At 66.2% G+C, this 22,813-nt stretch carries 19 protein-coding genes, 3 tRNA genes and 1 pseudogene; 9 read left to right on the plus strand and 14 right to left on the minus strand.

The genetic code is table 11. The annotated features are described in order from the left end of the window. Positions 1-115: 115 nt before the first annotated feature. Together tig and ABRP28_RS06565 are read right to left on the minus strand one after the other, a co-directional pair. A complete protein-coding gene (gene tig / locus ABRP28_RS06560; protein WP_350002507.1) occupies positions 116-1,495 on the minus strand; it encodes a trigger factor in 1,380 nt (459 codons plus the stop codon). An 81-nt stretch (positions 1,496-1,576) separates the two neighbouring features. Beyond that, a tRNA-Pro gene (locus ABRP28_RS06565) sits at positions 1,577-1,651 on the minus strand. Between the two features lie 141 nt (positions 1,652-1,792). Here ABRP28_RS06565 and ABRP28_RS06570 point away from each other — a divergent pair. Further along, a tRNA-Gly gene (locus ABRP28_RS06570) sits at positions 1,793-1,866 on the plus strand. Between the two features lie 189 nt (positions 1,867-2,055). Here ABRP28_RS06570 and ABRP28_RS06575 read toward each other — a convergent pair. The 3 genes from ABRP28_RS06575 to ABRP28_RS06585 all read right to left on the minus strand — a co-directional run bounded on the left by ABRP28_RS06575 (position 2,056) and on the right by ABRP28_RS06585 (position 4,612). Beyond that, positions 2,056-3,018, minus strand: coding sequence for a DNA-formamidopyrimidine glycosylase family protein (locus ABRP28_RS06575; protein WP_350002508.1), 963 nt, complete (start codon positions 3,016-3,018; stop codon positions 2,056-2,058). After that, positions 3,018-3,512, minus strand: a complete 495-nt coding sequence (locus ABRP28_RS06580) for a ribose-5-phosphate isomerase (RefSeq protein ID WP_231455978.1) — start codon at positions 3,510-3,512, stop codon at positions 3,018-3,020. The genes ABRP28_RS06575 and ABRP28_RS06580 overlap by 1 nt, the downstream gene beginning before the upstream one ends. Before the next feature lie 80 nt (positions 3,513-3,592). Next, entirely contained in the window at positions 3,593-4,612 is a 1,020-nt protein-coding gene (locus ABRP28_RS06585) for a hypothetical protein (protein ID WP_350002509.1), read from the minus strand. Positions 4,613-4,782: 170 nt separating this feature from the next. On the opposite strand from ABRP28_RS06585, the gene pepN reads away from it, so the two are divergent. Together pepN and ABRP28_RS06595 are read left to right on the plus strand one after the other, a co-directional pair. Then, the gene (gene pepN, locus ABRP28_RS06590; RefSeq protein ID WP_350002510.1) at positions 4,783-7,350 is read left to right on the plus strand and encodes an aminopeptidase N; all 2,568 of its coding nucleotides are present in this window, start codon (positions 4,783-4,785) and stop codon (positions 7,348-7,350) included. A 9-nt stretch (positions 7,351-7,359) separates the two neighbouring features. Then, positions 7,360-7,833, plus strand: a complete 474-nt coding sequence (locus tag ABRP28_RS06595) for an OsmC family protein (protein ID WP_350002511.1) — start codon at positions 7,360-7,362, stop codon at positions 7,831-7,833. An 8-nt stretch (positions 7,834-7,841) separates the two neighbouring features. On the opposite strand, the pseudogene ABRP28_RS06600 reads toward ABRP28_RS06595, so the two are convergent. Further along, positions 7,842-8,824: pseudogene (locus ABRP28_RS06600) on the minus strand (NAD-dependent epimerase/dehydratase family protein). A 107-nt stretch (positions 8,825-8,931) separates the two neighbouring features. Between ABRP28_RS06600 and ABRP28_RS06605 the strand changes: the two are divergent. Then, complete coding sequence (locus ABRP28_RS06605; RefSeq protein ID WP_350002512.1) at positions 8,932-9,618, plus strand: mechanosensitive ion channel domain-containing protein; 687 nt, start codon at positions 8,932-8,934, stop codon at positions 9,616-9,618. Between the two features lie 2 nt (positions 9,619-9,620). Next, complete coding sequence (locus ABRP28_RS06610) at positions 9,621-10,070, plus strand: globin (protein WP_350002513.1); 450 nt, start codon at positions 9,621-9,623, stop codon at positions 10,068-10,070. A gap of 22 nt (positions 10,071-10,092) precedes the next feature. Here the strand turns inward: ABRP28_RS06610 and ABRP28_RS06615 are convergent, their stop codons facing one another. After that, the gene (locus tag ABRP28_RS06615) at positions 10,093-10,752 is read right to left on the minus strand and encodes a hypothetical protein (RefSeq protein WP_350002514.1); all 660 of its coding nucleotides are present in this window, start codon (positions 10,750-10,752) and stop codon (positions 10,093-10,095) included. A gap of 63 nt (positions 10,753-10,815) precedes the next feature. On the opposite strand from ABRP28_RS06615, the gene ABRP28_RS06620 reads away from it, so the two are divergent. After that, a complete protein-coding gene (locus ABRP28_RS06620) occupies positions 10,816-11,796 on the plus strand; it encodes an acyl-CoA thioesterase II (protein WP_350002515.1) in 981 nt (326 codons plus the stop codon). Positions 11,797-11,879: 83 nt separating this feature from the next. Here ABRP28_RS06620 and ettA read toward each other — a convergent pair whose 3' ends face one another. From ettA to ABRP28_RS06635, 3 genes are all read right to left on the minus strand, one after another. Next, positions 11,880-13,562 carry an energy-dependent translational throttle protein EttA gene (gene ettA, locus ABRP28_RS06625; protein ID WP_231455992.1) on the minus strand — a complete coding sequence of 561 codons (1,683 nt, stop codon included), beginning with the start codon at positions 13,560-13,562 and terminating at the stop codon, positions 11,880-11,882. Positions 13,563-13,614: 52 nt separating this feature from the next. Then, positions 13,615-14,244 carry a hypothetical protein gene (locus tag ABRP28_RS06630; RefSeq protein WP_350002516.1) on the minus strand — a complete coding sequence of 210 codons (630 nt, stop codon included), beginning with the start codon at positions 14,242-14,244 and terminating at the stop codon, positions 13,615-13,617. A 120-nt stretch (positions 14,245-14,364) separates the two neighbouring features. Beyond that, entirely contained in the window at positions 14,365-14,928 is a 564-nt protein-coding gene (locus tag ABRP28_RS06635) for a single-stranded DNA-binding protein (protein ID WP_350002517.1), read from the minus strand. A 216-nt stretch (positions 14,929-15,144) separates the two neighbouring features. Here ABRP28_RS06635 and ABRP28_RS06640 point away from each other — a divergent pair. Next, a tRNA-Arg gene (locus tag ABRP28_RS06640) sits at positions 15,145-15,220 on the plus strand. A gap of 119 nt (positions 15,221-15,339) precedes the next feature. Here the strand turns inward: ABRP28_RS06640 and ABRP28_RS06645 are convergent. Next, entirely contained in the window at positions 15,340-16,566 is a 1,227-nt protein-coding gene (locus tag ABRP28_RS06645) for an ROK family protein (RefSeq protein WP_350002518.1), read from the minus strand. A 128-nt stretch (positions 16,567-16,694) separates the two neighbouring features. Between ABRP28_RS06645 and xylA the strand changes: the two genes are divergently transcribed. Next, entirely contained in the window at positions 16,695-17,882 is a 1,188-nt protein-coding gene (gene xylA, locus ABRP28_RS06650; RefSeq protein ID WP_350002519.1) for a xylose isomerase, read from the plus strand. A gap of 4 nt (positions 17,883-17,886) precedes the next feature. Further along, positions 17,887-19,305, plus strand: coding sequence for an FGGY family carbohydrate kinase (locus ABRP28_RS06655; protein ID WP_350002520.1), 1,419 nt, complete (start codon positions 17,887-17,889; stop codon positions 19,303-19,305). Between the two features lie 119 nt (positions 19,306-19,424). On the opposite strand, the gene ABRP28_RS06660 is transcribed toward ABRP28_RS06655, so the two are convergent. The 3 genes from ABRP28_RS06660 to ABRP28_RS06670 are packed head-to-tail and all read right to left on the minus strand — an operon-like array spanning position 19,425 to position 22,653. After that, on the minus strand, positions 19,425-20,273 hold the full coding sequence (locus ABRP28_RS06660; RefSeq protein ID WP_350002521.1) for a sugar phosphate isomerase/epimerase family protein: 849 nt from the start codon (positions 20,271-20,273) through the stop codon (positions 19,425-19,427). Further along, complete coding sequence (locus tag ABRP28_RS06665) at positions 20,270-21,484, minus strand: dihydrodipicolinate synthase family protein (RefSeq protein WP_350002522.1); 1,215 nt, start codon at positions 21,482-21,484, stop codon at positions 20,270-20,272. Before ABRP28_RS06665 ends, ABRP28_RS06660 begins: the two co-directional genes overlap by 4 nt. After that, positions 21,484-22,653 carry a Gfo/Idh/MocA family protein gene (locus ABRP28_RS06670; RefSeq protein WP_231457809.1) on the minus strand — a complete coding sequence of 390 codons (1,170 nt, stop codon included), beginning with the start codon at positions 22,651-22,653 and terminating at the stop codon, positions 21,484-21,486. The genes ABRP28_RS06665 and ABRP28_RS06670 overlap by 1 nt, the downstream gene beginning before the upstream one ends. Positions 22,654-22,813: the final 160 nt, after the last annotated feature.

Consider the following 22,813-nt stretch of genomic DNA (forward strand, 5'->3'; position numbering starts at 1 on the left):
GGCTGTTCGCTGACGGCGCACGATCGGCCGGGCCGGGCGGGCAGTGGCCGGATATTAACGCAAAGGGCCCCCGGATCGGGTGATCCGGGGGCCCTTTGGCGGCGCGTCCTAGAGCCTAGGCCTTGGCCTCTGCCTTGTCTTCGTCAGCGGCGGCCTCTGCGGTTTCAGCTTCCACAGCTTCGGCTGCAGGAGCTTCCTCTTCGCCGCCGGGGCGTACGAAGTCGCTGAGGTCAACGGCATTGCCCTCGGTGTCGGTGACCTCGGCCTGGCCAAGGACAACGGCCAGCGCCTTGCGGCGGCGGACCTCGGAGACCATCATGGGCACCTGGCCGCTCTGGTCGATGATCTGGGCGAACTGGTTCGGGTCCATGCCGTACTGGCTGGCCGTGGTGACGATGTAGTCGATCAGCTCGTTCTGGCTGACGTTGACTTCTTCCTTCTCGGCAATGGCGTCGAGGATGATTTCGTTCTGGAAGGCACGGGCGGTGTTGGCGCGGACCTCTTCGCGGTGTTCCTCGGTGTCGTGCTCGCCTTCACCGTGTCCGTTGCCCTCCTTGAAGTGGGCCTCGAGCTGCTCTTCGACCACGGAGTCCGGGACGGGAACCTCAACGAGCTCAACGAGCTTGTCCAGGACCTTGTCGCGGGCCTCTACGCCCTGCTCCACTACCTTGGAGTCGGCGGCCTGCTTGGCGAGGTCTTCACGGAGTTCGGCCAGGGTGTCGAACTCGGAAGCCAGCTGGGCGAAGTCGTCGTTGGCCTCGGGGAGTTCGCGCTCCTTGACGGCCTTCACTACAACCTTGACCTGGGCCTCTTCGCCGGCGTGGTCGCCGCCCACAAGGGTGGTGTTGAAGATGGCATCTTCATCGGCGCTGAGGCCGGTGACGGCTTCATCGAGCCCGTCGAGCATGGTGCCGGCGCCAACCTGGTAAGACAGGCCCGCAGCCGAGTCCACCTCTTCGCCGTCGATGGTTGCGGTGATGTCGATGGTGAGGAAGTCGCCGTCAGCAGCGGGGCGCTCGACCGACTTGAGCGTGCCAAAGCGGCCGCGGAGTTCGTCAAGGGCCTTGTCCACGTCTTCTTCGGACGACTCGGCGGCTGCAACCTCAACCTTGATGCCGGCGTAGTCCGGGAGTTCGATCTCGGGGCGGACGTCCACCTCGGCGGCGAACTTCAGGCCGCCGTCCGTAGCCGACGGGTCCGGAACCTCGGTGATCTCAACCTCGGGACGGCTCAGGGGGCGGATGCCGGATTCCTGCACGGCAGTCTGGTACCAGCCGTTGAGGCCCTCGTTGATGGCAGTCTCCAGGACGTAGCCGCGGCCAACGCGCTGGTCGATGAGCTTTGCAGGTACCTTGCCCTTACGGAAGCCAGGGACCTGGATCTGCGAAGCAACGGTCTTGTAGGCCGAGTCGATGCTGGGCTTCAATTCCTCAAAGGGGACCTCAACATTGAGCTTGACCCGCGTGGGGGTGAGGTTCTCGACAGCGCTCTTCACGGTCTAAGTACTCCTGGGTTTGTGGGATGGGTTTCTGCAAACGCAATGTTTTGTCCAGGCCAACAGGTCCGGGCCGCAGAGTCGGGGTGACAGGATTTGAACCTGCGACTTCCTGCTCCCAAAGCAGGCGCTCTAGCCAAGCTGAGCTACACCCCGTAAGTGCACAGGCAAGTCTACGGTCATACGCGCCGAGTTTGCACATTTGACACGTAGGCCATGGATTAGGTTTAGTTGTATCCGGCTTGAACAGCCAGCCCGAAGTCGCAGGCCTGCTAATGTTGCAGATGCAGCTTCTTCGGGGACGTAGCTTAATGGTAAAGCCTCAGTCTTCCAAACTGATTACGCGGGTTCGATTCCCGTCGTCCCCTCCAGACACAAAAAGGCCCCTCATCTGAGGGGCCTTTTCGTGTATCGCGCCTTTTTGTGTATCGCCAACACGCCGTGCCGGCAGGCCATCGCGGGGCACTTTGACGGCGCCGGGGCCCCAATCAGCGTCTGTGGCCGGAGTGTCCGCGTCGAAGTGCCCCGATTCGGTTTGCCGTAAGCCGGCGGTGCCCTGTTCAGCTCTGGCAGTACGGGCACCAGTAGAGCTTGCGGCCCACCAGTTCTGCGGCCAGCACCGTGGTGCCGCAGACCCGGCAGGGCAATCCGTCACGCTTGTACACAAAATGCGCGTTGTCCCGGGCGGGGAAGGTTCCGCTCTTCATCGCGGCGGCTTCGGCTGCGGGTTTGGCCGCCCTGCCGTTTCCCGTCCAATACCTGGGCGTCGTAGTGATGATCCTGCCGTCGGCGACGCCATCGTTCATCACGGAGACGACGTCGCGCCACAGCTTCCGTGCCTCACCGTCCTGGAGGTTGTTGCCCGGCAGCCAGGGGTCCAGCCGACGCCGGAACAGGACTTCCGCGCGGTAGACGTTCCCCACGCCGGCAATGATTTTCTGGTCCATGAGCAGCGCAGCCACGGGTGCCTTGCGGCTTTGGAGGTTGGCGGCGAACCGGCCGGCATCACCCCTGCGGTTGACCAGCGGGTCAGGCCCCAGCCGAGCCCGCACCACGTCAGTCTCGGCCAGGGTGATGGCCTCGCATGTGGTGGCACCCCGCAGGTCTGCCCAGCCGTTGCTGCTGGCCAGCCTGACCCGGACGGCACCCACCGGAGCCGGCGGTCCGGCATAGGAGCCGTCCCCGTCGCTGCCCGCGCCTGCGCCGTCGTCGCTTCCTTCCGCAAAGGTTTCCCGCTCCCCCACGCGGCGCGGCGCTCCAATGCTGGAAGAACCGGCGAAGGTGCTGTCACCGCCAAAGCTCCAGGCCCCGTACAGCCCCAAATGCACATGCAGCACCAGCGCGTTGTCGAAGTGCAGGAACAGGTGCTTGCCGTGCGCGTCGGCCGCGAGGAGGGTGTGCCCGTCCAGCAGCGCGGCGCCTGCGCTGAACCTGCCCTGCGGACTGGACACACTCAGCCGGCGGCCGCCGAAGACGTCCCCGAACTGGCGCGCGAGCCGACGGACGGAATGCCCTTCAGGCACTACTCGATGACCTCGCCGGTTGTTTCGTAGGCGGCAATCTTGCCGATGCGGCGCACATGGCGTTCGTCGTTGCTGAAGGGCTCCGCCAGGAAGGCCTCAATGAGCCCGGTTGCTTCCTCCACTGTGTGCTGGCGGCCCCCCACGGCAACAACATTGGCGTCGTTGTGCTCGCGGGCCAGGACGGCTGTGGAGTGGTTCCAGGCCAGTGCCGCACGAACGCCCTTGACCTTGTTGGCGGCAATCTGCTCCCCGTTGCCCGAGCCGCCGAGGACGATGCCCAGTGCGTGGACGCCTGCCTGCTGGTCCGCAACCACCGCAAGGGCGGCATTAATGCAGAACGACGGGTAGTCATCCTGCGCGTCGTAGGCCTTAGGACCGTGGTCCACCACCTCATATCCCTTGGCGGACAGGTGCTGCACCAGGTGGGCGCTGAGCTCCATGCCTGCATGGTCGGTGGCGATGTGGACCCGCGGGAAGGCAGGGGAAGAAGTCACGAGCAGAATCCGTTCGGTTGGGGCGCCGGCAGCCGGCCGGGACGGCGCAGGCCAGGGTCAGGACAACAGGGTCAAGGATACTAGGACTCCGGCGGAGCGGCTGGTGGCTGGCTTCCGCCTCCGCCGCGCGCCCTTGCGGCCACACGGGTCAGGACCTCGGCCAGCCTGGCAGCGGAAGCGGGGCTGCCGCCGCTCACCGCGAGGCGCTGGCCGTCAGTCCTGCTGACGACGACGGCGGGACCGCTGCTGACGAGCATTGCCGAAGTTCCACCGTGGTGCCGGTAGCCCCACCCGCCATAGTCTGCCGCCTTCACATCTGCCGCGGTGGCGCCGGAGATGGCTCCCGCCGGCACGTTCATGACCGGCACGATGCCGGCCAGGAGGACCTTCAGGCCCTTGCGGTCCGCTTTGACCCGCGCGAACAGGAAGGCGGCGCCCACCACCGCAAGGAGCACAAGGAGCATCCCGAGCCAGGGCACGGCGACGGTAATGAGCGCCGAGGGAAACAGTGACGCTATGGCGATCATGATGAAGACCGAGCTGCGGGCGTGCACCCAGAAGCGGATACTGTCCCGTGCCAGGTCCGGGTCCGCTTCCTTGGCCAGGGCCAGCTGGAGCGCGCGGTCATCGTCGAGCGACCACTGCTGGTCGGCCTTGAAAACGAAGGCAATGATGACGCCAAGCGACACGGCCGCACCGCTGCCGAGGGCGAGGACGGTCATGTCCACGTGGGACTCCCGGGCGTCAGCCAGTCCTGCCTGCCCCACCAGGCCTGCGGCGAGGGCGCTGGTGACGAAAAGGCTGAGGAACATTCCGGCGCCCATCATTATCCGGCGCATGATTGCCGGCCGGTTAAGAGTCACGGCCTGGGAGAGGACCAGCCAGCCCGCCACCACGATCGCCGCCGCGCCCACGCCCACATAGGTGCCGAAGGGCGCAAAGGCCGCGCCGCCGTCGTCCGTCCACCGGATGGCGAGCGGCTCCGGAAGGTCCGGCCGGAGCAGGAACGCGCATACGACAAAACCGGCGGCCAGGAGCACCGGGAACCCTGCGGCGAAACGCAGCGCCCTGGCGTCCACCGAATCAATAAGCTTGCCCATGCTCCAACGCTACTCCGGCAGCAGGCAGCTGGCGTCCTGCCCCTTTTCCCCATCCGCTGTGAGCCGCGCTACGTGCCCAAGGGCCAGGGAATGCAAGAATGAGCAGTGCCGCCGCTGGGCACCGCCAGCTGCGCAGACGCAATCTTTCTGGAGGGCCCACTGTGCCAGGTATGAATCTCACGCGCGTTGAAGCCAAGGAACGTGCCCAACTGATCTCCGTGGAGTCCTACGATGTCAGCCTGGACCTGACCCGGGGCGCAGACGAGTTCGGCACCAGCACCACCGTGAAGTTCAGCGCCAGGCCCGGATCCTCCACTTTCATCGATGCCGTCACCTCCGCAGTCCACAGCATCACCCTCAACGGCAGGAGCCTGGATCCTGCCACCGTGGCGGACGGCGTCAGGATCCAACTGCCGGACCTCGCTGAGCAGAACGAGCTCACTGTCGTGGCCGATGCGCCGTACATGAACACCGGTGAAGGACTGCACCGCTTCGTGGACCCGGTGGACAACGAGGTCTACCTGTACACACAGTTCGAAGTTCCGGATTCCCGCCGGATGTTCGCCGTGTTCGAACAGCCCGACCTGAAGGCGACTTTTACCTTCACGGTGACCGCACCCTCGCATTGGGACGTCATCTCCAATTCGCCCACGCCGGCACCGGTGGAAACCACGCCCGGCGATGACGGCGGCGCCCGCTCTGTCTGGTCCTTCTCCCCCACGCCCAGGCTGTCCTCCTACGTCACGGCCCTGATCGCCGGCCCCTACCAGTCCATCCGCAGCGAAGTGGTGAGCTCCGACGGGCGGACCATTCCGCTGGGCGTCTTCGCCCGGAAGTCGCTGATGCAGTACCTCGACGCGGACAACATTTTTGAGCTCACCCGGCAGGGCTTCGCCTTCTTCGAGGCGCAGTTCGGCTGCCCCTACCCGTTCGAGAAGTACGACCAGCTGTTTGTTCCGGAGTTCAACGCCGGCGCCATGGAAAATGCCGGCGCGGTGACCATCCTGGAAGGCTACATTTTCCGCAGCAAGGTCACGGACGCCCAGGTTGAGCGCCGGGCCATCACGGTGCTCCACGAGCTCGCCCACATGTGGTTCGGGGACCTGGTCACCATGCGCTGGTGGAATGACCTGTGGCTGAACGAGTCCTTTGCCGAGTACATGTCCCACCTCGCGGCGGTGGAGGCGACGTCCTTCACCAGCGCGTGGACCACCTTCGCCTCCGTGGAGAAGTCCTGGGCCTACCGCCAGGACCAGCTGCCCACCACGCATCCTATTTTCGCCGAGATCAACGATCTCCAGGATGTGGAGGTCAACTTCGACGGCATCACCTACGCCAAGGGCGCCTCCGTCCTCCGCCAGCTGGTGGCGTGGGTGGGCCCGGAACAGTTCATGGCCGGCGTCCGTGAGTACTTTGCCAAGCATTCCTGGCAGAACACCGAACTGCGCGACCTCCTGGTGGAGCTGGAGAAAGCAAGTGGCCGCGACCTTGACGACTGGGGCCGGCAGTGGCTGGAAACCGCCGGTGTGAACACCCTGAAGCCGGAGCTTGAGGTGGACGGCGAGGGCCGCCTCACGTCCTTTTCGATTGTCCAGTCGGCCGTGGACGAGTGGCCAACCATCCGCCCCCACCGCCTGGCCGTTGGCTTTTACAACCTCAGTGGCTCCGGCAAGCTTGAGCGGGTGCACCGCGAGGAGCTGGATGTCGACGGCGGACGCACCGAGGTGCCCGGCCTGGTGGGGCTCGCTCGTCCGGACCTGATCCTGGTCAACGATGACGACCTCGCCTATGCCAAGGTCCGGCTCGACGAAAAATCCCTGCTGACGGCTACGGCGCACCTGAAGGACTTCAGCCAGAGCCTGCCGCGGACCCTGGTCTGGAACTCGGCCTGGGACGCGGCCCGCGACGGCGAGACCCCGGCACGTCGGTACGTTGACCTGGTCCTCGCCAATGTGGCGGCGGAGTCGGATTCCTCTGTGATCCTGGTCCAGCTCCGCCAGCTGGCCACTACCCTGAATTTCTATGTGGCGGAGAAGCACCGGGAAGCCACTACGGTGGCGGCGGCGGACCGGCTGTGGGACCTGGCGTCCGGGGTTGCCGGTGGATCCGATGCGCAGCTGCAGTTCGTCAAGACCTTTGCGCTGCTTGCACGCAGCGGGTCGCAGCTGGACCGGGTGACGGGTCTCCTGGAAGGTTCGGCCACGCTGGAGGGGCTGGCCGTGGACCAGGACCTCCGCTGGGAACTGGTGGCGTCCCTGGTGGCCGGCGGCCGCCTCGGCCAGGAGGGCATCGACGCTGAACTCCAGCGCGACAACACCTCCAGCGGCCAAAATGCCGCGGCCCTGGCCAAGGCAGCCATCCCCACCCCCGAAGCCAAGGCAGCGGCCTGGGACTCCATCGTGGTCAAGGGCGAGCTGTCCAACGCGCTCCAGGGCTCGGCGGTTACCGGCTTCATGCGGGTACTGGACCGCTCCCTGCTGGAACCCTACGCCGAAAAGTACTTCGAGGCCGTGCCGGGCATCGTTGACACCCGCACGCACGCACTGGCCCAGCAGATCGTCGTCGGCCTCTACCCTGCGCTGCTGACCACCCAGGCGACCATCGACCGCACGGATGGTTTCCTGGCGGCGCTTCCGCCGGCCAGCGCCGCGCTGCGGCGAATGATGCTGGAAAACCGCGACGGCGTTGCCCGGGCCCTGCGCGCCCGTGCGGCTGATGTCCTCCCGGGCGAAGCATAGGAGCGCCGGATGGGACTCAGCGAACACCGGTACGGGCTGACCGTCCAATGGACCGGCAATACCGGTGAGGGGACGGCGTCCTACCGGGGCTACTCCAGGGACCACGACATCCTTATTCCGGGGCTGCCGGTCCTGAAGGGCTCGGCGGACCCCACTTTCCATGGGAACAGGGAGCGCTACAACCCGGAGCAGCTGCTCCTTGCGGCCCTGGCCCAGTGCCACATGCTCTCCTACCTGCACGTGGCCGTGAAGCACGGCGTGGTGGTCACGGACTACCGCGACGAGGCGTCCGGGATGCTGAAGCTGAACCGGGACGGCAGCGGCCAGTTCGAGAGTGTCACGCTGCGCCCGACGGTTACTGTGGCGGATCCGGCGCACGTGGAGCTGGCCGGCCGGCTGCACCATGAGGCGAACCAGGTGTGCTTCATTGCCCGCAGCGTGAACTTTCCGGTGGAGCATGAACCCGTGACGCTCACGGCCTGATGCCGGACTTAAAGGCTCCGGGACAGCTTCTTGGCCAGCCGAGCCTCAGCCTCCGGGGACAGGCCTGCTTTTCGGGGCCGGTCGAGTCCGCGCGTGCGCTCGTCCGTCAGCGTCCCCGCCAGCGTTTCCTGCCAGGGCCGGAGCTGCAGGCCGGCGTTAATTGCTGCACTGTTGTTCCGGGCCATGAAGCCACCGTGCCCGGGCGGAAGCCACAGCGGCAGTGAATCCGGTAGTTGACGCCCTGGCCGGCCAGCCAGGCTTCCGCTGCGGGGATCACCGGGCCGCGGTGGTCCGCGGCGTCCCTGCAAGCCGCAATAAACGTCCCGAAAGGCACCTGGCCTCCCACGGCATTCAGCGGCCCGGTTATGCCCTTCTCTGCGGCGAGCAGGATCCAGGCTGCCAGGTCGCGGACGTCGATGACCTGGACCGGGTGGTTTGCGATGGCCGGAACGACGACGGGCTTGGCGTCCCGGGCAAAGCGGGCGGGCCAGTAGCCGTAGCGGTCCGAGCTGTCCCCTGGTCCGGCGATCAGACCGGCACGGCACAGATGGACCCTGCCATCGGTTGCCGCGACGCTGGCATGCTCAATTGCCACCTTCGACTCCCCATAGTTTTCCCCTGTTGATTCTTTTCCGGGCGGCAGCGGGGGAAGAAGCTCCGCGTCCTCGTCCGCGCCGGGAACCGAAGCGTCCGCATACACGGAGCAACTGGAAATGAACGTCCAGTGTGCTGCACGGCCCGCGAGTGCCTCGAGCGCCTCGGTGGCAGGCACCGGGTCGCGGGCGACGTCGACCACCGCGTCCCATTCCCCCTCCGCATCCGCGTAGGCGTTCGCGCCCAGTGAACGGTCGGCCCTCAGCCAGGATGCGCCCGGCGGCGGAACAGCCGCGGAGCCGCGGGCCAGGCAGGTGACATCGTGCCCGGCCGCCACCGCGCTGCGGACGATTTCTGCGGAGAGGAAGGCCGTTCCGCCGAGGACAAGGATGCGCATGTTGAGAGGCTACGGCGATAGTGTTGAAGGAGAACAGAGCCGTCCGCGCCGGGCGTAACCGGCAGCACGGCCCCCCCTTCCCGGCACAGCAGGAGTACTCCCCCCTTATGGTCAGCACGTTGTCCATCCTTCCTTCCGCCGCCAGCGAGCCCGACGGCATCAGCGTCACCGGCATCGTGATCAGCCTCGGCGTCGGCGTTGCCGTCTGGTTGGTGGCCACCTTCGTCATCTCCCGCATCACCAAACGCGTGGCGGCAGGCAGCAACTTCTTCAAGAAACCCACGTTCCGGTGGGCCGCCCCGGCCTTCCGGGCGCTGGACCATGAACGGCGCGTACAGCGTGCGGAAACCATCGGTTCGCTGCTGAACAGCATCGTGGGAGTCCTGGTGGTGGTCATCACCGGCATGTACGTGCTGCAGAACCTGGACATCAATATCGCGCCCCTGCTCACCAGCGTCGGCATCCTGGGTGTGGCCATTGGCTTCGGCGCCCAGCAGCTGATCCGTGACTTCCTGGCAGGTATCTTCATTACGATTGAAGACCAGTTCGGCATTGGCGATGTGATCGAGACCAGCGAGGTGGTGGGCGTGGTGGAATCCATGGGGCTCCGGATCACCCGGGTCCGGTCCGACGACGGCGCCATCTGGTACCTGCGCAACGGTGAGATCCTGCGTGTGGGCAACCGCTCGCAGGGTACGTATGTGCCGCTGCACGAGTCGCCGGACGGCACCACGGACCAGGGCTCCGACCACGGTGCCGAGAACACGAAGACCGAGCAGAAAGCCGGAGAATAGCGATGACGATCCCCATCGAGCCGCAGCGGCCTCAGCTGATGCAGAACGATCCGTTCAGCAAGCCCGGCTACACGGACAACTTCTACGATGCCGTGGGCGGGCACGAGACGTTCGTGAAGCTGATCGACATCTTCTACGACGGCGTGGCGACAGATCCGGTGCTGCGGCCGATGTATCCAGAGGAAGACCTTGAGCCGGCGAAGCGGCGCTTCCTGATGTTCCTTGAGCAGTACTGGGGCGGGCCCACCACCTACGGCGAGGAGCGCGGCCATCCCCGGCTTCGCATGCGGCACATGCCGTTCAAGGTGACTCCAGAGGCCAAGGACCGCTGGCTGTTCCACATGCGGACCGCCGTGGACGCCCTGGCACTTCCGCCGCTGTACGAGGGCACCCTGTGGGACTACATGGAGCGCGCTGCGCTGTCCATGGTGAACAGTCCCTCTGCACCCTGACCCGTCACGGAGTGACCGGGAACTAGAGGAGTCCGCTGCCGGTCCGCGTCAGGACGTGGCCACGGGTACCCGTGAGGCGGAACCAGCGGCCGGCCCGGTAGAGCTTCTGGTCGCCGTCGGCCAGGAATCCCAGGGCCAGTGCTGCGAAGGCGGCTCCGGCGGGCAGCCCTGACTCATCGAGTTCCCTGCCCCACACCGCAGAGCGGGCGTTATTGACGATCAGCGCGCCGGGCTTGTCCGGCACGATTCCGGCTACCTCGGCAATGCCGGCCTCGGCTGCTTCCCGCAACCCGGCGTCGGAGCGGGAGCCGATCAGCTCCCAGCCGCTGCGCGGGGCGCCCACTCCTGTCCAGGACTCGGTGATGGTGGACGGCGGCACGGGCAGTTCGATGTCGTCCTGGCCGGCGCGGGCCAAACGGTCCAGGACAGCGGACAGGGCCACCGTCACATCGGTCGCGGAGGGTTCTGCCAGGGCCATGGTCCGCAGCCCCAGGATCGTCGGGGTCGATTCGCCCAAAAGCCTCGGCCGGAGCACGCACACATACGCGGCGAGGACGGAACCTGCCGCCTGAAGCCGGATGGCGCCGTCGTCAATGGCTTTTGCCCGCGTGGCGAAGGTCTTCAGGTCGGCGAGGTCCTGGGAGTCGGCAAAACGGAAGGACGAGGTGAGGAGATCAGACACACCAAGAACACTACCGGCTGGGGCTTTGTTGAGCAGTGCCGGGGTGCCGTCTAGAGTCGAACCATGACTGAAGCCGACGCCGAACTGCTGGCGCTCCCCAGCGAAGACCCCACCGCATCACTCATCTCCCTCCTTGACCTTGGTGAGCTGGAGGGGGCACGGACGGATGAGGACATCTTCCTGGGACCTTCCCAGCAGCAGCCCCACCACCGGGTATTTGGCGGCCAGGTGCTGGCGCAGTCGCTCATCGCGTCCATCAGGACTGTGGCCCCCGACCGTTTTGTGCATTCCATGCACGGCTATTTCCTGCGCCCGGGCGACGCCAACAAGCCGATCACCTTCGGCGTCCAGCGGCTCCGGGACGGCCGGTCCTTTTCGGCACGCCGGGTCCACGCCTACCAGGAAGGCACGCCCATCCTGTCGATGATTGCCTCCTTCCAGGGCGAGGATGAAGGGATTGAGCACCAGTCCACGATGCCCAGCGGCATCCCGGACCCCGAGTCCCTGCCCAGTACCGCCGACCTGCTGGGCAAATTCGACCATCCCGTGGCGCGGCACTGGGCTTACGAGCGTCCTTTCGATATCCGGCATGTGGATCCGCCGCTGTACGTCTCCGCCAAGGGCCAGCGGGAAGCGCGCAATGCAGTCTGGATGAAGACTTTCGGGCCAATGCCGGAGAACCCCAACCTGCACCGGGCGGCGCTGGCATATGCCAGTGATTACACCCTTCTAGAGTCCATCCTGCGGCGCCACGGCCTGAGCTGGATTACCCCCGGAATGAACGTGGCCAGCCTCGACCACGCGATGTGGTGGCACCGCCCCGCGCGCGTGGACGAGTGGCTGCTGTATGTCCAGGAGTCACCGAGCGCGCAGGGTGCCCGCGGGCTGGCGACCGGGAAGATCTTCAACCAGGCGGGGCAGCACGTGGCCTCCGTGGCGCAGGAGGGCATGGTCCGGGTGCCCACGGACCTGAAAAACAAAGTGGTGGGCGCCTTCCAGTCCAAGGTGATGGAGCATCAGATCCGCAAAGCCGGACGGGACTGACCGGGAATCCCGCCGCCGGGCGTTAAACGCGGAACAGGCCGGCGCCCAGTGGGTGCCGGCCTGTTCCGTACTGCCTCTGCCTGTCAGTCGCGGGTGAGGCGGCGGTGCGTGACGCGGTGCGGCTTGGCGGCATCCGGGCCGAGGCGTTCCACCTTGTTCTCCTCGTAGGATTCGAAGTTGCCCTCGAACCAGTACCACTTGGAGGGGTTCTCCTCGTCGCCTTCATAGGCCAGGATGTGGGTGGCCACCCGGTCCAGGAACCAGCGGTCGTGCGAAACCACCACGGCGCAGCCGGGGAACTCGAGCAGTGCGTTTTCCAGGCTGCTGAGGGTTTCGACGTCGAGGTCGTTGGTGGGCTCATCCAGGAGCAGCAGGTTGCCGCCCTGCTTGAGGGTCAGCGCCAGGTTCAGGCGGTTGCGCTCACCACCGGAGAGCACGCCGGCCTTCTTCTGCTGGTCCGGGCCCTTGAAGCCGAAGGCGGCCACGTAGGCGCGGGACGGCATTTCGACCTGTCCCACCTGGATGAAGTCGAGTCCGTCGGAGACAACCTCCCACAGGGTCTTGTTGGGATCGATGCCGCCGCGGCTCTGGTCCGCGTAGGAGATCTTGACCGAGTCACCGATCTTGAGGTCTCCGCCGTCGAGCGGCTCCAGCCCAACGATGGTCTTGAAGAGCGTTGTCTTGCCGACGCCGTTGGGGCCGATGACGCCCACGATGCCGTTGCGGGGCAGGCTGAAGGACAGTCCGTCGATCAGGGTGCGGTCCTCGAAACCCTTCTGGAGGTTCTTGGCTTCCAGCACCAGGCCGCCCAAGCGGGGTCCCGGCGGGATCTGGATCTCCTCGAAGTCCAGCTTGCGGGTGCGGTCCGCTTCTGCGGCCATCTCCTCGTAGCGGGCCAGGCGGGCCTTGGACTTGGTCTGGCGGCCCTTGGCGTTGGAGCGGACCCACTCAAGTTCTTCGCTCAGGCGCTTGGCCTGCTTGGCATCCTTCTTGCCCTGGATTTCCAGGCGGGCACGCTTCTTCTCCAGGTACGTGGAGTAGTTGCCTTCGTACGGGTACAGGTGGCCGCGGTCTACCTCGGCGATCCATTCGGCCACGTGGTCCAGGAAGTACCGGTCGTGGGTGACGGCAAGGACAGCGCCCGCGTAGGAGGACAGGTGCTGCTCGAGCCACAGCACGCTCTCTGCGTCAAGGTGGTTGGTGGGCTCGTCCAGCAGCAGCAGGTCGGGCTTCTGCAGCAGCAGTTTGCACAGGGCAACCCGGCGGCGTTCACCACCGGAGAGGTTGGTCACGTCAGCATCCGCCGGCGGGCAGCGGAGGGCATCCATGGCCTGCTCCAGCTGGGAATCCAGGTCCCAGGCATCGGCGGCGTCAATGGCTTCCTGCAGTTGTCCCATTTCCTCGAGGAGGGTGTCATAGTCAGCATCGGGGCTGGCCATTTCCTCGGAGATTTCGTTGAAGCGCTGGATCTTGCCGTAGATCTCGCCGACGCCTTCCTGGACGTTGCCCAGAACGGTTTTTTCTTCGTTGAGCGGGGGCTCCTGCAGCAGGATGCCCACGGTGTAGCCGGGGCTCAGCCGGGCCTCACCGTTGGAGGGGGTGTCCAAACCAGCCATGATCTTGAGGATGGTGGACTTACCGGCACCGTTCGGGCCCACGACGCCGATCTTGGCGCCCGGGAAGAAGGACATGCTTACGTCGTCAAGAATTAGTTTTTCGCCAACGGCTTTGCGGGCCTTGGTCATTGTGTAGATAAATTCCGCCATGGTTCCAAATCTAGTGGGTTGGCAGGCATATCTCACATTCCGCGCGACTTGCTTAGGTGCCTACAAAGCACTTGCCGCTGGCAAGGACAGGCAGCACGGTCACCGCCACGGCTCCGTCGCGGACCTGGCCGATCACGCAGTCACCTCCTTGGAGCACTGCCGCCTCGATGGCATCTGCTTCCAGGCCGGTGGGGGTCCGGCTCTGAGAGACCTCAAGCACACCGGGTGCGATGCCCGCTCCAGTCAGCGCGTCACTTACCTGGGCAGTGGCAGGTTTGGGTGTTCCCGCCGCCAGCCGGCCCAGGGCGTCGCTGACGGTCTGGCGGACAGTTTCCGTGGCGGCAGCTTCAGCGGCAACGTTCGGGGCCCCCGCGGAGGTATCGGCCAGCGGCTCGGAGGCCTGAGGCCCGGGCGCGCCGGGGCCGGCCCCTGAATCTGCAGCGGCTGGGCCGCTGGCCTCTGGCGCTGCGAGTCCTGGCGCCGCTGATCCAGGTTGATTGACCGAAGGCGTCCCGCCCACGCAGCCTGCCAGCGATCCGGCCAGGACGGCGGCGGACAGCACAGCCAGAAAACGATGGGCCCGCCGCTGCGGTGACATCAGCACGGTTTTCCCTGAATCGGAGCGTTCAACCCGGGAGGCGCCGGCCGTGACAATCTGCCGGTGGTCGAGGGGAAGCTGCATGCAGTCATTCTGCCACGAGCCGCTGAATCTCCTTCACAACCTGGACGGGCAGGACACGGCCGGGGGGGGTGCCTGGTCCTGCCCGCCAAGGCGGCCATGGGAGCGACGACAACAGCTCTTCTACACTCCTGATCCGGCGAGCTCCCCCGTTTCAAGGTCCAGGGGGACCACTTCGCCGTTTGTGTCCTCGATGAAGGCAACAGCCGGATCCGCGTCGCGGTCCGGGTCTTCGTCGCTGTCTTCAGGTTCGTCCAACGGTCCGTCGGCGGCACGGTGTTCGCCCTCCGCCAGGGGAGGCGCCTGGTCCACGAGCGAGAGGATCGGCTTTACGGAGGAACGGATGAAGTTGGCCGTGCCCCATGTAAGGTCGTGACCCACGGCTTCGGCATCAATGGTGTGTGAGTAGTAAACCCGGCCATCCCTTTCCCAACTGCGGATCTTCAGCGTGCCGACCACTATGACGGGCTGTCCCTTCCTGATGCTGCAGCCTATGCTTCCCGCCAGGTGGCGATAGCCCTGGACAAGGAACCAGTTTGTGTGGCCATCCGACCAGGTGCCGGTCTCCTTGTCACGCCGCCGCGAGGTGGACCCCATCCGGAAGGAAGCGGTGGCCACTCCCCCTGGTGTTGTGGAGCTCTTGATCTCGGTGGCAACGAAGCCCCGGACCGTTATGGTGTCGCTCATCTCTACTTCCTGTCTTCAATGGTGGTGCCTTTACCAGGCAGAACCAGCATCTCCGTCGCCCTCTTCGGGGTCGAGGGCGCGGCGCATATATGTGGACAACCCGGCTAGAGCCCTGCCTGTGGAGGAAAAGTCGGCCGGCCAGCGGCGGTTGACTGTGCCGGCACTCCGGGCAATGTAAACTTTTTGAGGCGCCGGAGATCAGCTCCGGAAGGCCATGCCTCAGTAGCTCAGGGGATAGAGCAGCGGCCTTCTAATCCGCCGGTCGGGGGTTCGATTCCCTCCTGGGGCACCAAAAGGAAACACCCCGGTCCACAGACCGGGGTGTTTCGCTTTTCCCCGCTGACCTCGCTTTTACGGCGCCTTGAGGCGGCGGCGAAACGAAAATGAGTAACGCGCATCGGCGGGCGTGTTTCAGGCCTGGAGCCGGTGCGGCGCCTCCACCAGCGCGCGGACCACGCTGCCGGCCGCCCCCAGGAGTGCCCCGGCCTCCCCCACCGTGGACGTGATGACGTGCTCAGGGGAAAGTGCTCCGGGCGCGTACCTTGCCAGGCTTTCCAGGAGCGGCCCATGGAGCCACTGGTCAAGGACGGCGAAGTGCCCTCCGAGCACCACTGCGCGGACATTGACCACGCGGGATGCTGATGCCACGGCAACCCCCAGCGCCGTACCCGCACGCTGAACAGCTGTCAGCGCCGCAGGACTGCCGGCAGCCAGGGCGCCCAGCAGGTTCGCCATGCTTTCCGACCTTGACCGGCCCTTCACAGTGATTCCTGCGGCAGAAAATATCGCGTCCTGGCCGGCCACCGTCTCCAGGCACCCTGTCCCGCCGCAGGAGCAGGTGACGCCCCCCGGGTCCACCACAATATGTCCCACCTCGCCCGCGTTGCCTTCAGGACCAGTGAAAAGTTCCGAATTCAGGACCAGCCCGCCACCGACGCCCACTTCGCCCGAAACGAACAGGAAGTCCCTCCGTTGGGGGCCATGGGCAAGCTCTGCGAGCGCGGCAGCGTTGGCCTCGTTGAAGAGGGAGACTCCCAAAGGGACCCCCGGCAGCAGCCGGGCCACGTCCAGTCTGGTGTCCACCCAGCCCAGGTTGGGGGCAACGGTGACAGTCGAACTGCCGGCTTCAACAAGGCCAGGAACTGCAAGTCCTCCGCCCAGGACGTCGACCCCTTTGACGGAAGCCGCCTCCCGCACCCCCGATGCCAGCAGTGCGAGGGCGGACATCACGGCTTCGCTTGAGCTGTCACGGTTATCCCGCTCCCGGATCTCTTTCACCACCAGTTCCCCGGACAGGCTTGTCACGCCGGCAGCAATGTAGTCGACGTTGATTTCCATGCCCATGACGCCCCGCGAAGGATTCAGTTCCAGTCCCACGCCCGGCCGGCCCCGCTCCCCCTGCCTGCTCAGGCCGACCTCGCGGAGGATGCCGGCCTCCAGCAGATCCAGAACGATGCTCGAAACGGAGGCCTTAGTCAGCCCCGTGGCAGCGGCAAGCTGCGCCCGGGTGAGGTGAATTCCGGACGGTGACTGCGCCACCCTGGCCAGGACCAGGGCGAGATTGTTCCGCCGCACGTCCCCCATGTTTCCCGGCGCCCCGGCGTCGGACGGGGAAGTAGCAGATGCCGTACTCGCCATGGCGCTCTCCTTGGATTCGATGCGGGTCCGTCTCCGGCCCCTATTGACCCTAGCGTAATCACGCTTATATAGTTCAAGCGATAAACTAACTTGCCGAACCGGCGGCAAACTGACTGCAAGGACGCATCATGACTCTCACTCCGACGCCCGCTGACAAGTTCACTTTCGGTCTCTGGACCGTTGGCTGGACCGGCGCCGATCCGTTCGGCGTCGCCACCCGCGCAGCCCTGGATCCAGTGGAGGCCGTGCACCGCCTGGCCGAACTCGGCGCCTACGGCATCACCTTCCACGACAACGACCTGGTGCCCTTCGATGCCACGGTGTCGGAGCGGGAGCTGATCCTCAAGAACTTCAAGGCAGCCCTTGCCGAGACGGGGCTGAAGGTTCCGATGGTGACCACGAACCTGTTCAGCCACCCGGTGTTCAAGGACGGCGGCTTCACCTCCAACGACCGCTCCATCCGCCGCTTCGCCCTGTCCAAGGTGCTGCGCAACATCGACTCCGCGGCCGAGTTCGGCGCTGAAACCTTCGTGATGTGGGGCGGGCGTGAAGGCAGCGAGTACGACGGGTCAAAGGACCTCTCCGCAGCGCTGGACCGGATGAAGGAAGGCGTGGACACCGCCGCCGCCTACATCAAGGACAAGGGCTACAACCTGCGCATCGCCCTTGAGCCCAAGCCCAACGAGCCGCGCGGCGACATCTTCCTTCCCACCGTCGGCCACGGCCTGGCGTTCATCGCCCAGCTCGAACACGGCGACATCGTGGGCCTGAACCCCGAAACCGGACATGAGCAGATGGCCGGGCTGAACTTCACCCACGGCATCGCCCAGGCCCTGTGGGCCGGCAAGCTCTTCCACATCGACCTCAACGGCCAGCGCGGCATCAAGTACGACCAGGACCTCGTGTTCGGCCACGGCGACCTCACCAGCGCCTTCTTCACCGTGGACCTGCTCGAGAACGGCTTCCCGGGCGGCGGTCCCCGCTACGACGGCCCCCGCCACTTCGACTACAAGCCTTCCCGCACCGACGGCTACGACGGCGTCTGGGAATCCGCGAAGTCGAACATGTCCATGTACCTCCTGCTCAAGGAACGCGCCCTGGCCTTCCGCGCCGACCCCCAGGTCCAGGAAGCCCTCACCGCCTCCGGCGTCTTCGAGCTCGGCGAGCCCACCCTCGCCGCCGGCGAAACCACTGCAGACCTGCTGGGCGACGCCACCGCCTTTGAGGACTTCGACGCCGACAAGGCCGCCGAACGCTCCTTCGCGTTCGTCCGCCTTAACCAGCTCGCCATCGAGCACCTCATGGGCGCCCGCTAGAGATATGGCACTCGTAGCAGGCATCGACAGTTCCACCCAGTCCTGCAAAGTGGTGATCCGTGATGCGGACACCGGAGCACTGGTCCGCCAGGGCAGGGCCAGCCACCCTGAGGGCACCGAAGTCCACCCCGACCACTGGTGGACTGCCCTTCAGGAGGCAGTTGCGGCGGTAGGCGGGCTGGAGGACGTGGCGGCAGTGTCCGTTGGCGGCCAGCAGCACGGCATGGTCTGCCTGGACAGCGAAGGTGGAGTCGTCAGGCCCGCGCTGCTGTGGAACGACACGCGGAGTGCCGGTGCGGCGCTGGAACTGACCACCGCCGCGGGCGCCGGCGACGCTGCCGCCGGCGCCCGCTACTGGGCAGGCGCCATGGGCACCGTTCCGGTGGCGTCGCTGACGCTGACCAAACTGCACTGGCTGGCTGCGAACGAGCCGGACAATGCGGCGAGGACAGCCGCCGTGTGCCTGCCGCACGACTGGCTGACCTGGCGGCTTCTGGGCCACGGCCCCGGCAGCGGCCCCGGAAACCTGGACGCCCTGGCAACGGACCGTTCGGACGCCTCCGGGACGGGTTACTACTCGACGGCGGAGGGCAAGTACCTGCCGGAGGTCCTGAAGGCCTCGCTCGGGCACGTTCCACACCTTCCCGATGTCCTGGGTCCGCTGGAGGTGGCCGGCAAGGCTTCCTCCGGTGCCCTCGTTGCCGCCGGGGCCGGAGATAACGCGGCGGCGGCGCTGGGCGTCGGCGCGGGCGTAGGCGATGTGGTGATGTCGCTGGGCACCTCCGGAACGGTCTTTGCCGTCTCCGGCACTCCGGCCGCCGATGCGTCCGGGCTGGTGGCCGGGTTCGCCGACGCCGCAGGGCACTACCTCCCCCTGGTGTGCACGCTGAACGCCACCCGCGTTTTTGATGCCACCGCTGCACTGCTGGACGTCAGCATCGGGGAGTTCAACGACCTGGCGCTGTCCGCCGGAAGCGGTGCGGGGGGCCTGACCCTGGTGCCCTATTTCGACGGCGAGCGCACGCCGAACCTGCCGGATGCCACCGGCTCCCTGCACGGGATTACCCGCGGGAACTACACGCCTGCCAACCTGGCGCGCGCCGCCGTCGAAGGCGTTGTGTGCTCCCTGGCGGACGGGCTGGCGGCGCTGCAGGGCCAGGGGGTGGAGGCGCGGCGGATTATCCTGGTGGGCGGCGGTGCCCAGTCAACGGCTGTTCAGCAGGCGGCGGCACAGCTGCTGGGAATCGACATTACGGTGCCGCGTCCCGGCGAGTACGTGGCCGACGGCGCCGCCCGCCAGGCCGCAGGGGCACTCACCGGACACTTCCCGCAGTGGGCGCTTGACGCCGTCGACCTCCCGGCAGGCAGGGACGACGCCGGCGTGCTGGCCCGCTACCGCCGGTACGCCTCGCTGTACGCCTGACGACCCGAAACGTGAAAAGACCCGGACCGCACACGCGGTCCGGGTCTTTTTGGTGGGGCGCGGGCTCCTGCCGTGACGTTAGCAGGAGCCCGCGGTCTGGTCAGGACATCCAGAGTGGGTCAGGCGTACGGGAGGACAAGCTCCGCGTAGCGCTCCTTCACCGTGGACAGGACCGTGTTGCCGTCCGTGTCCCAGATGTCCTGGTTAAAGATTTCCACTTCGATGTCACCGGTGTACCCGGCGTCGCGCACCCAGGTGCCGATGGTGGCGAAGTCCACCACGCCGTCGCCCATGTATCCACGGGAAAGAAGCGGATCGGCGGCGATGGGCATGTTGAAGTCGCACACCTGGTAGGAAGCGATGCGGCCTTCCCGGCCGGCGCGTTCGATTTGCGCCTTCAGTTCGGGGTCCCACCAGACATGGAAGGTGTCGACGGCGACACCCACGGTGGCGGCGTCGAACGGCGCCGCAAGGTCCAGGGCCTGGCCCAGGGTGGAGATCAGGGCGCGGTCCGCGGCGTACATCGGGTGCAGCGGCTCCAGGACCAGGCGGACCCCGTTCTCCTCTGCGAAGGGAACCAGGTCGGCCAGGCGGTCAGCGACCCGGCGGCGTGCAGCCACCACGTCCTTCTCCCCCGCAGCCAATCCGCCCACCACCAGGAACAGTTCCCGGGTGTCCAGCGCGACGGCTTCGAGGATAGCGGCCCGGTTGTCCGCCAGCGCCGCAGCCTGGCCCTCTGCGTCAGGTGCGGTGAGGAAGCCGCCCCGGCAGAGGGAGGAAACCCGCAGCCCGGCGTCCTTGATCAGGCGCGCGGCCTTGTCCAGCCCAGCCTCCTCCACGCGGTCCCGCCAGGGGCCGATTGCGGGGATCCCGGCGTTGACGCAGCCGTCGACCACCTGGGCGAGGGTCCACTTCTTGGTGGTGGCGCTGTTGATGGAGAGGCGGGCGAAGTCTGAAGTGCCGGTCACACGCCCACCCCGTTGATCCGCAAGTAGTCGGACATCCGGAACGCGGCCAGTGCCGGGTCCCGCAGCAGGCCGGCCTGGTCGGCCAGTTCGAAGGTCCGGGCGAGGTGGCACACGGAACGGCCGGAGTGCAGGCCGCCCACCATCTGGAAGCCGGGCTGCTTGCCGTTGAGCCAGGACATAAATGCGATGCCGGTCTTGTAGTAGAACGTGGGGGCGCTGAAGATGTGCTTGCCCAGTTCGCGCGTGGAGTCCAGGATTTCGCGTGCCTTGGCGGTGTTGCCGGCGTCGTAGCTCTGCAGTGCAACCGAGGCTGCCGGGTAAATGGCTGCGAAGATCCCCAGCAGGGCGTCCGAGTGATGGGTGCCGTCGCCGTCGATCAGTTCGGGATAGTTGAAGTCGTCGCCGGTGTAGAGGCGGACGCCTTCGGGGAGGGCAGCCCGGAGGGCAACCTCGTGGCTGGCATCCAGCAGCGAGACCTTGACGCCGTCCACCTTGTCCGCGTTGTCCTTGATGAGGCCCAGGAACGTCCCGGTGGCGGTGGCAACATTGTCGGATCCCCAGTAGCCCGCGAGGGCGGGATCAAACATGGTGCCCAGCCAGTGGAGGATCACCGGCTGGTCCACTTCCTGCAGCAGGGTGGAATACACCTTCAGGTAGTCGTCAGGCCCGGTGGCAACCTTGGCAAGGGCACGCGATGCCATCAGTATGACTTTGGGACCGGCCTCGGTGATCACGGCAATCTGCTCGCGGTACGCCTCAAGCACAGCCTTGATGCCGGCTTCGCCGACCGGCAGGGAGTCGATGTCCAGCTGGTCCGTGCCGGCACCGCAGGAAACCAGGTCCCGGACCGACTTCCCGGCTGTCGCCGCGTTTCCGGCCGCGACCACCGAGGCCGCTTCAACGCCGGTCCGCTTGATGAGCTGCTGCGTGGCTGCCCAGTCAAGGCCCATGCCCCGCTGGGCGGTGTCCATGGCGTCTGCCACGCCGAGCCCGTAGGACCACAGCTCATGGCGGTAGGCCATGGTCGCGTCCCAGTCGAGCCGGGCCGGGGCTCCGGGGGTGTTGTCAGCGAGGACCTCGGGGATGACATGCGCGGCAGCGTAGGCGCGCCGGGCAGTCAGCGGGGCCGTCGGGCGGGCCCAGGAGGTGCCGCCCTTCAGCCGGTATTCGCGGGTGCCGCCGTCGTGGGAGGGAAGGATGAGCGAGGTCATTAGAGGGTGATCTCCGGGATGTCGAGGGTGCGGCGTTCATCGTTGGACTTCAGGCCGAGCTCGGCAAGCTGGACGCCGCGGGCGGCGGACAGCAGCCCGAAGCGGTGCTCGCGGCCGGCCACGACGTCGCGGAGGAACTCTTCCCACTGAAGCTTGAAGCCGTTGTCCAGCTCGGCGTTGGCGGGGACTTCCTGCCACTGGTCGCGGAAGGACTCGGTGACGGGCAGGTCCGGGTTCCAGACCGGCTTGGGGGTGTGGGCGCGCTGCTGGGCAACGCACTTGTTCAGGCCGGCGACGGCGGAGCCGTGGGTACCGTCCACCTGGAACTCCACCAGTTCATCGCGGTACACGCGCACTGCCCAGGACGAGTTGATCTGGCCGATGACTTCGTCGCCGCCCGGGGTCTCGAGCTCGAAGATGCCATAGGAGGCGTCATCCGCCGTGGCCTTGTATTCCTTGCCGGCTTCGTCCCAGCGTGCCGGGATGTGGGTGGCAGTCTTGGCATTGACGCTCTTGACCTTGCCGATGATGCCCTCAAGGACGTAGTTCCAGTGGCAGAACATGTCCGTGGTCATTCCGCCGCCGTCTTCCTTGCGGTAGTTCCACGAGGGGCGCTGCGCTGCCTGGATGTCGCCTTCGAAGACCCAATAGCCGAACTCACCGCGGATGGACAGGATGCGGCCGAAGAAGCCTTCGTCCACCAGGCGGCGGAGCTTGACCAGGCCGGGAAGGTAGAGCTTGTCATGGACGACGCCGGCCGTGACGCCGGCTTCCTTGCCGATGCGGGCCAGTTCGATGGCCTCTTCAAGGGTTTCGGCCGTGGGCTTCTCGGTGAAGATGTGCTTTCCGGCGAGCATTGCCTTCTTCAGGGTGGCTGCGCGGAGGCTGGTCATGGACGCGTCGAAGATGACATCCACGGTGGGATCGTTGATGACCGAGTCCAGGTCCGTGGTCCATTCAGCGACCTTGTGCTTTTCGGCCAGTTCGCGGATCTTGGCCTCATTGCGGCCAACCAGGATGGGTTCGACCTGGACGCGGGTGCCGTCCTCCAGGGTGAACCCGCCGGCATCGCGGATGGGCAGGATGGAACGCAGCAGGTGCTGGCGATAGCCCATCCGTCCGGTGATGCCGTTCATGGCGATGCGGATGGTTTTAGTTTCGAAGCCCATGTGTCCTCCACGGTGAGTGAGCAGTTGTACTCAAGCTGATTTGGGAAAGCGCATTCCCGCCATGTCCATGATGCACCGTGCGGGTAACAGTTGGCAAGCGCTTTCCGGAAGAACTTCAAACTGCCATAATGTGGTGACCCCTTATTGGCCCCCGTTATCC

It is taken from the genome of Pseudarthrobacter sp. WHRI 8279, assembly GCF_040224115.2.
Taxonomy (GTDB): Bacteria; Actinomycetota; Actinomycetes; order Actinomycetales; family Micrococcaceae; genus Arthrobacter.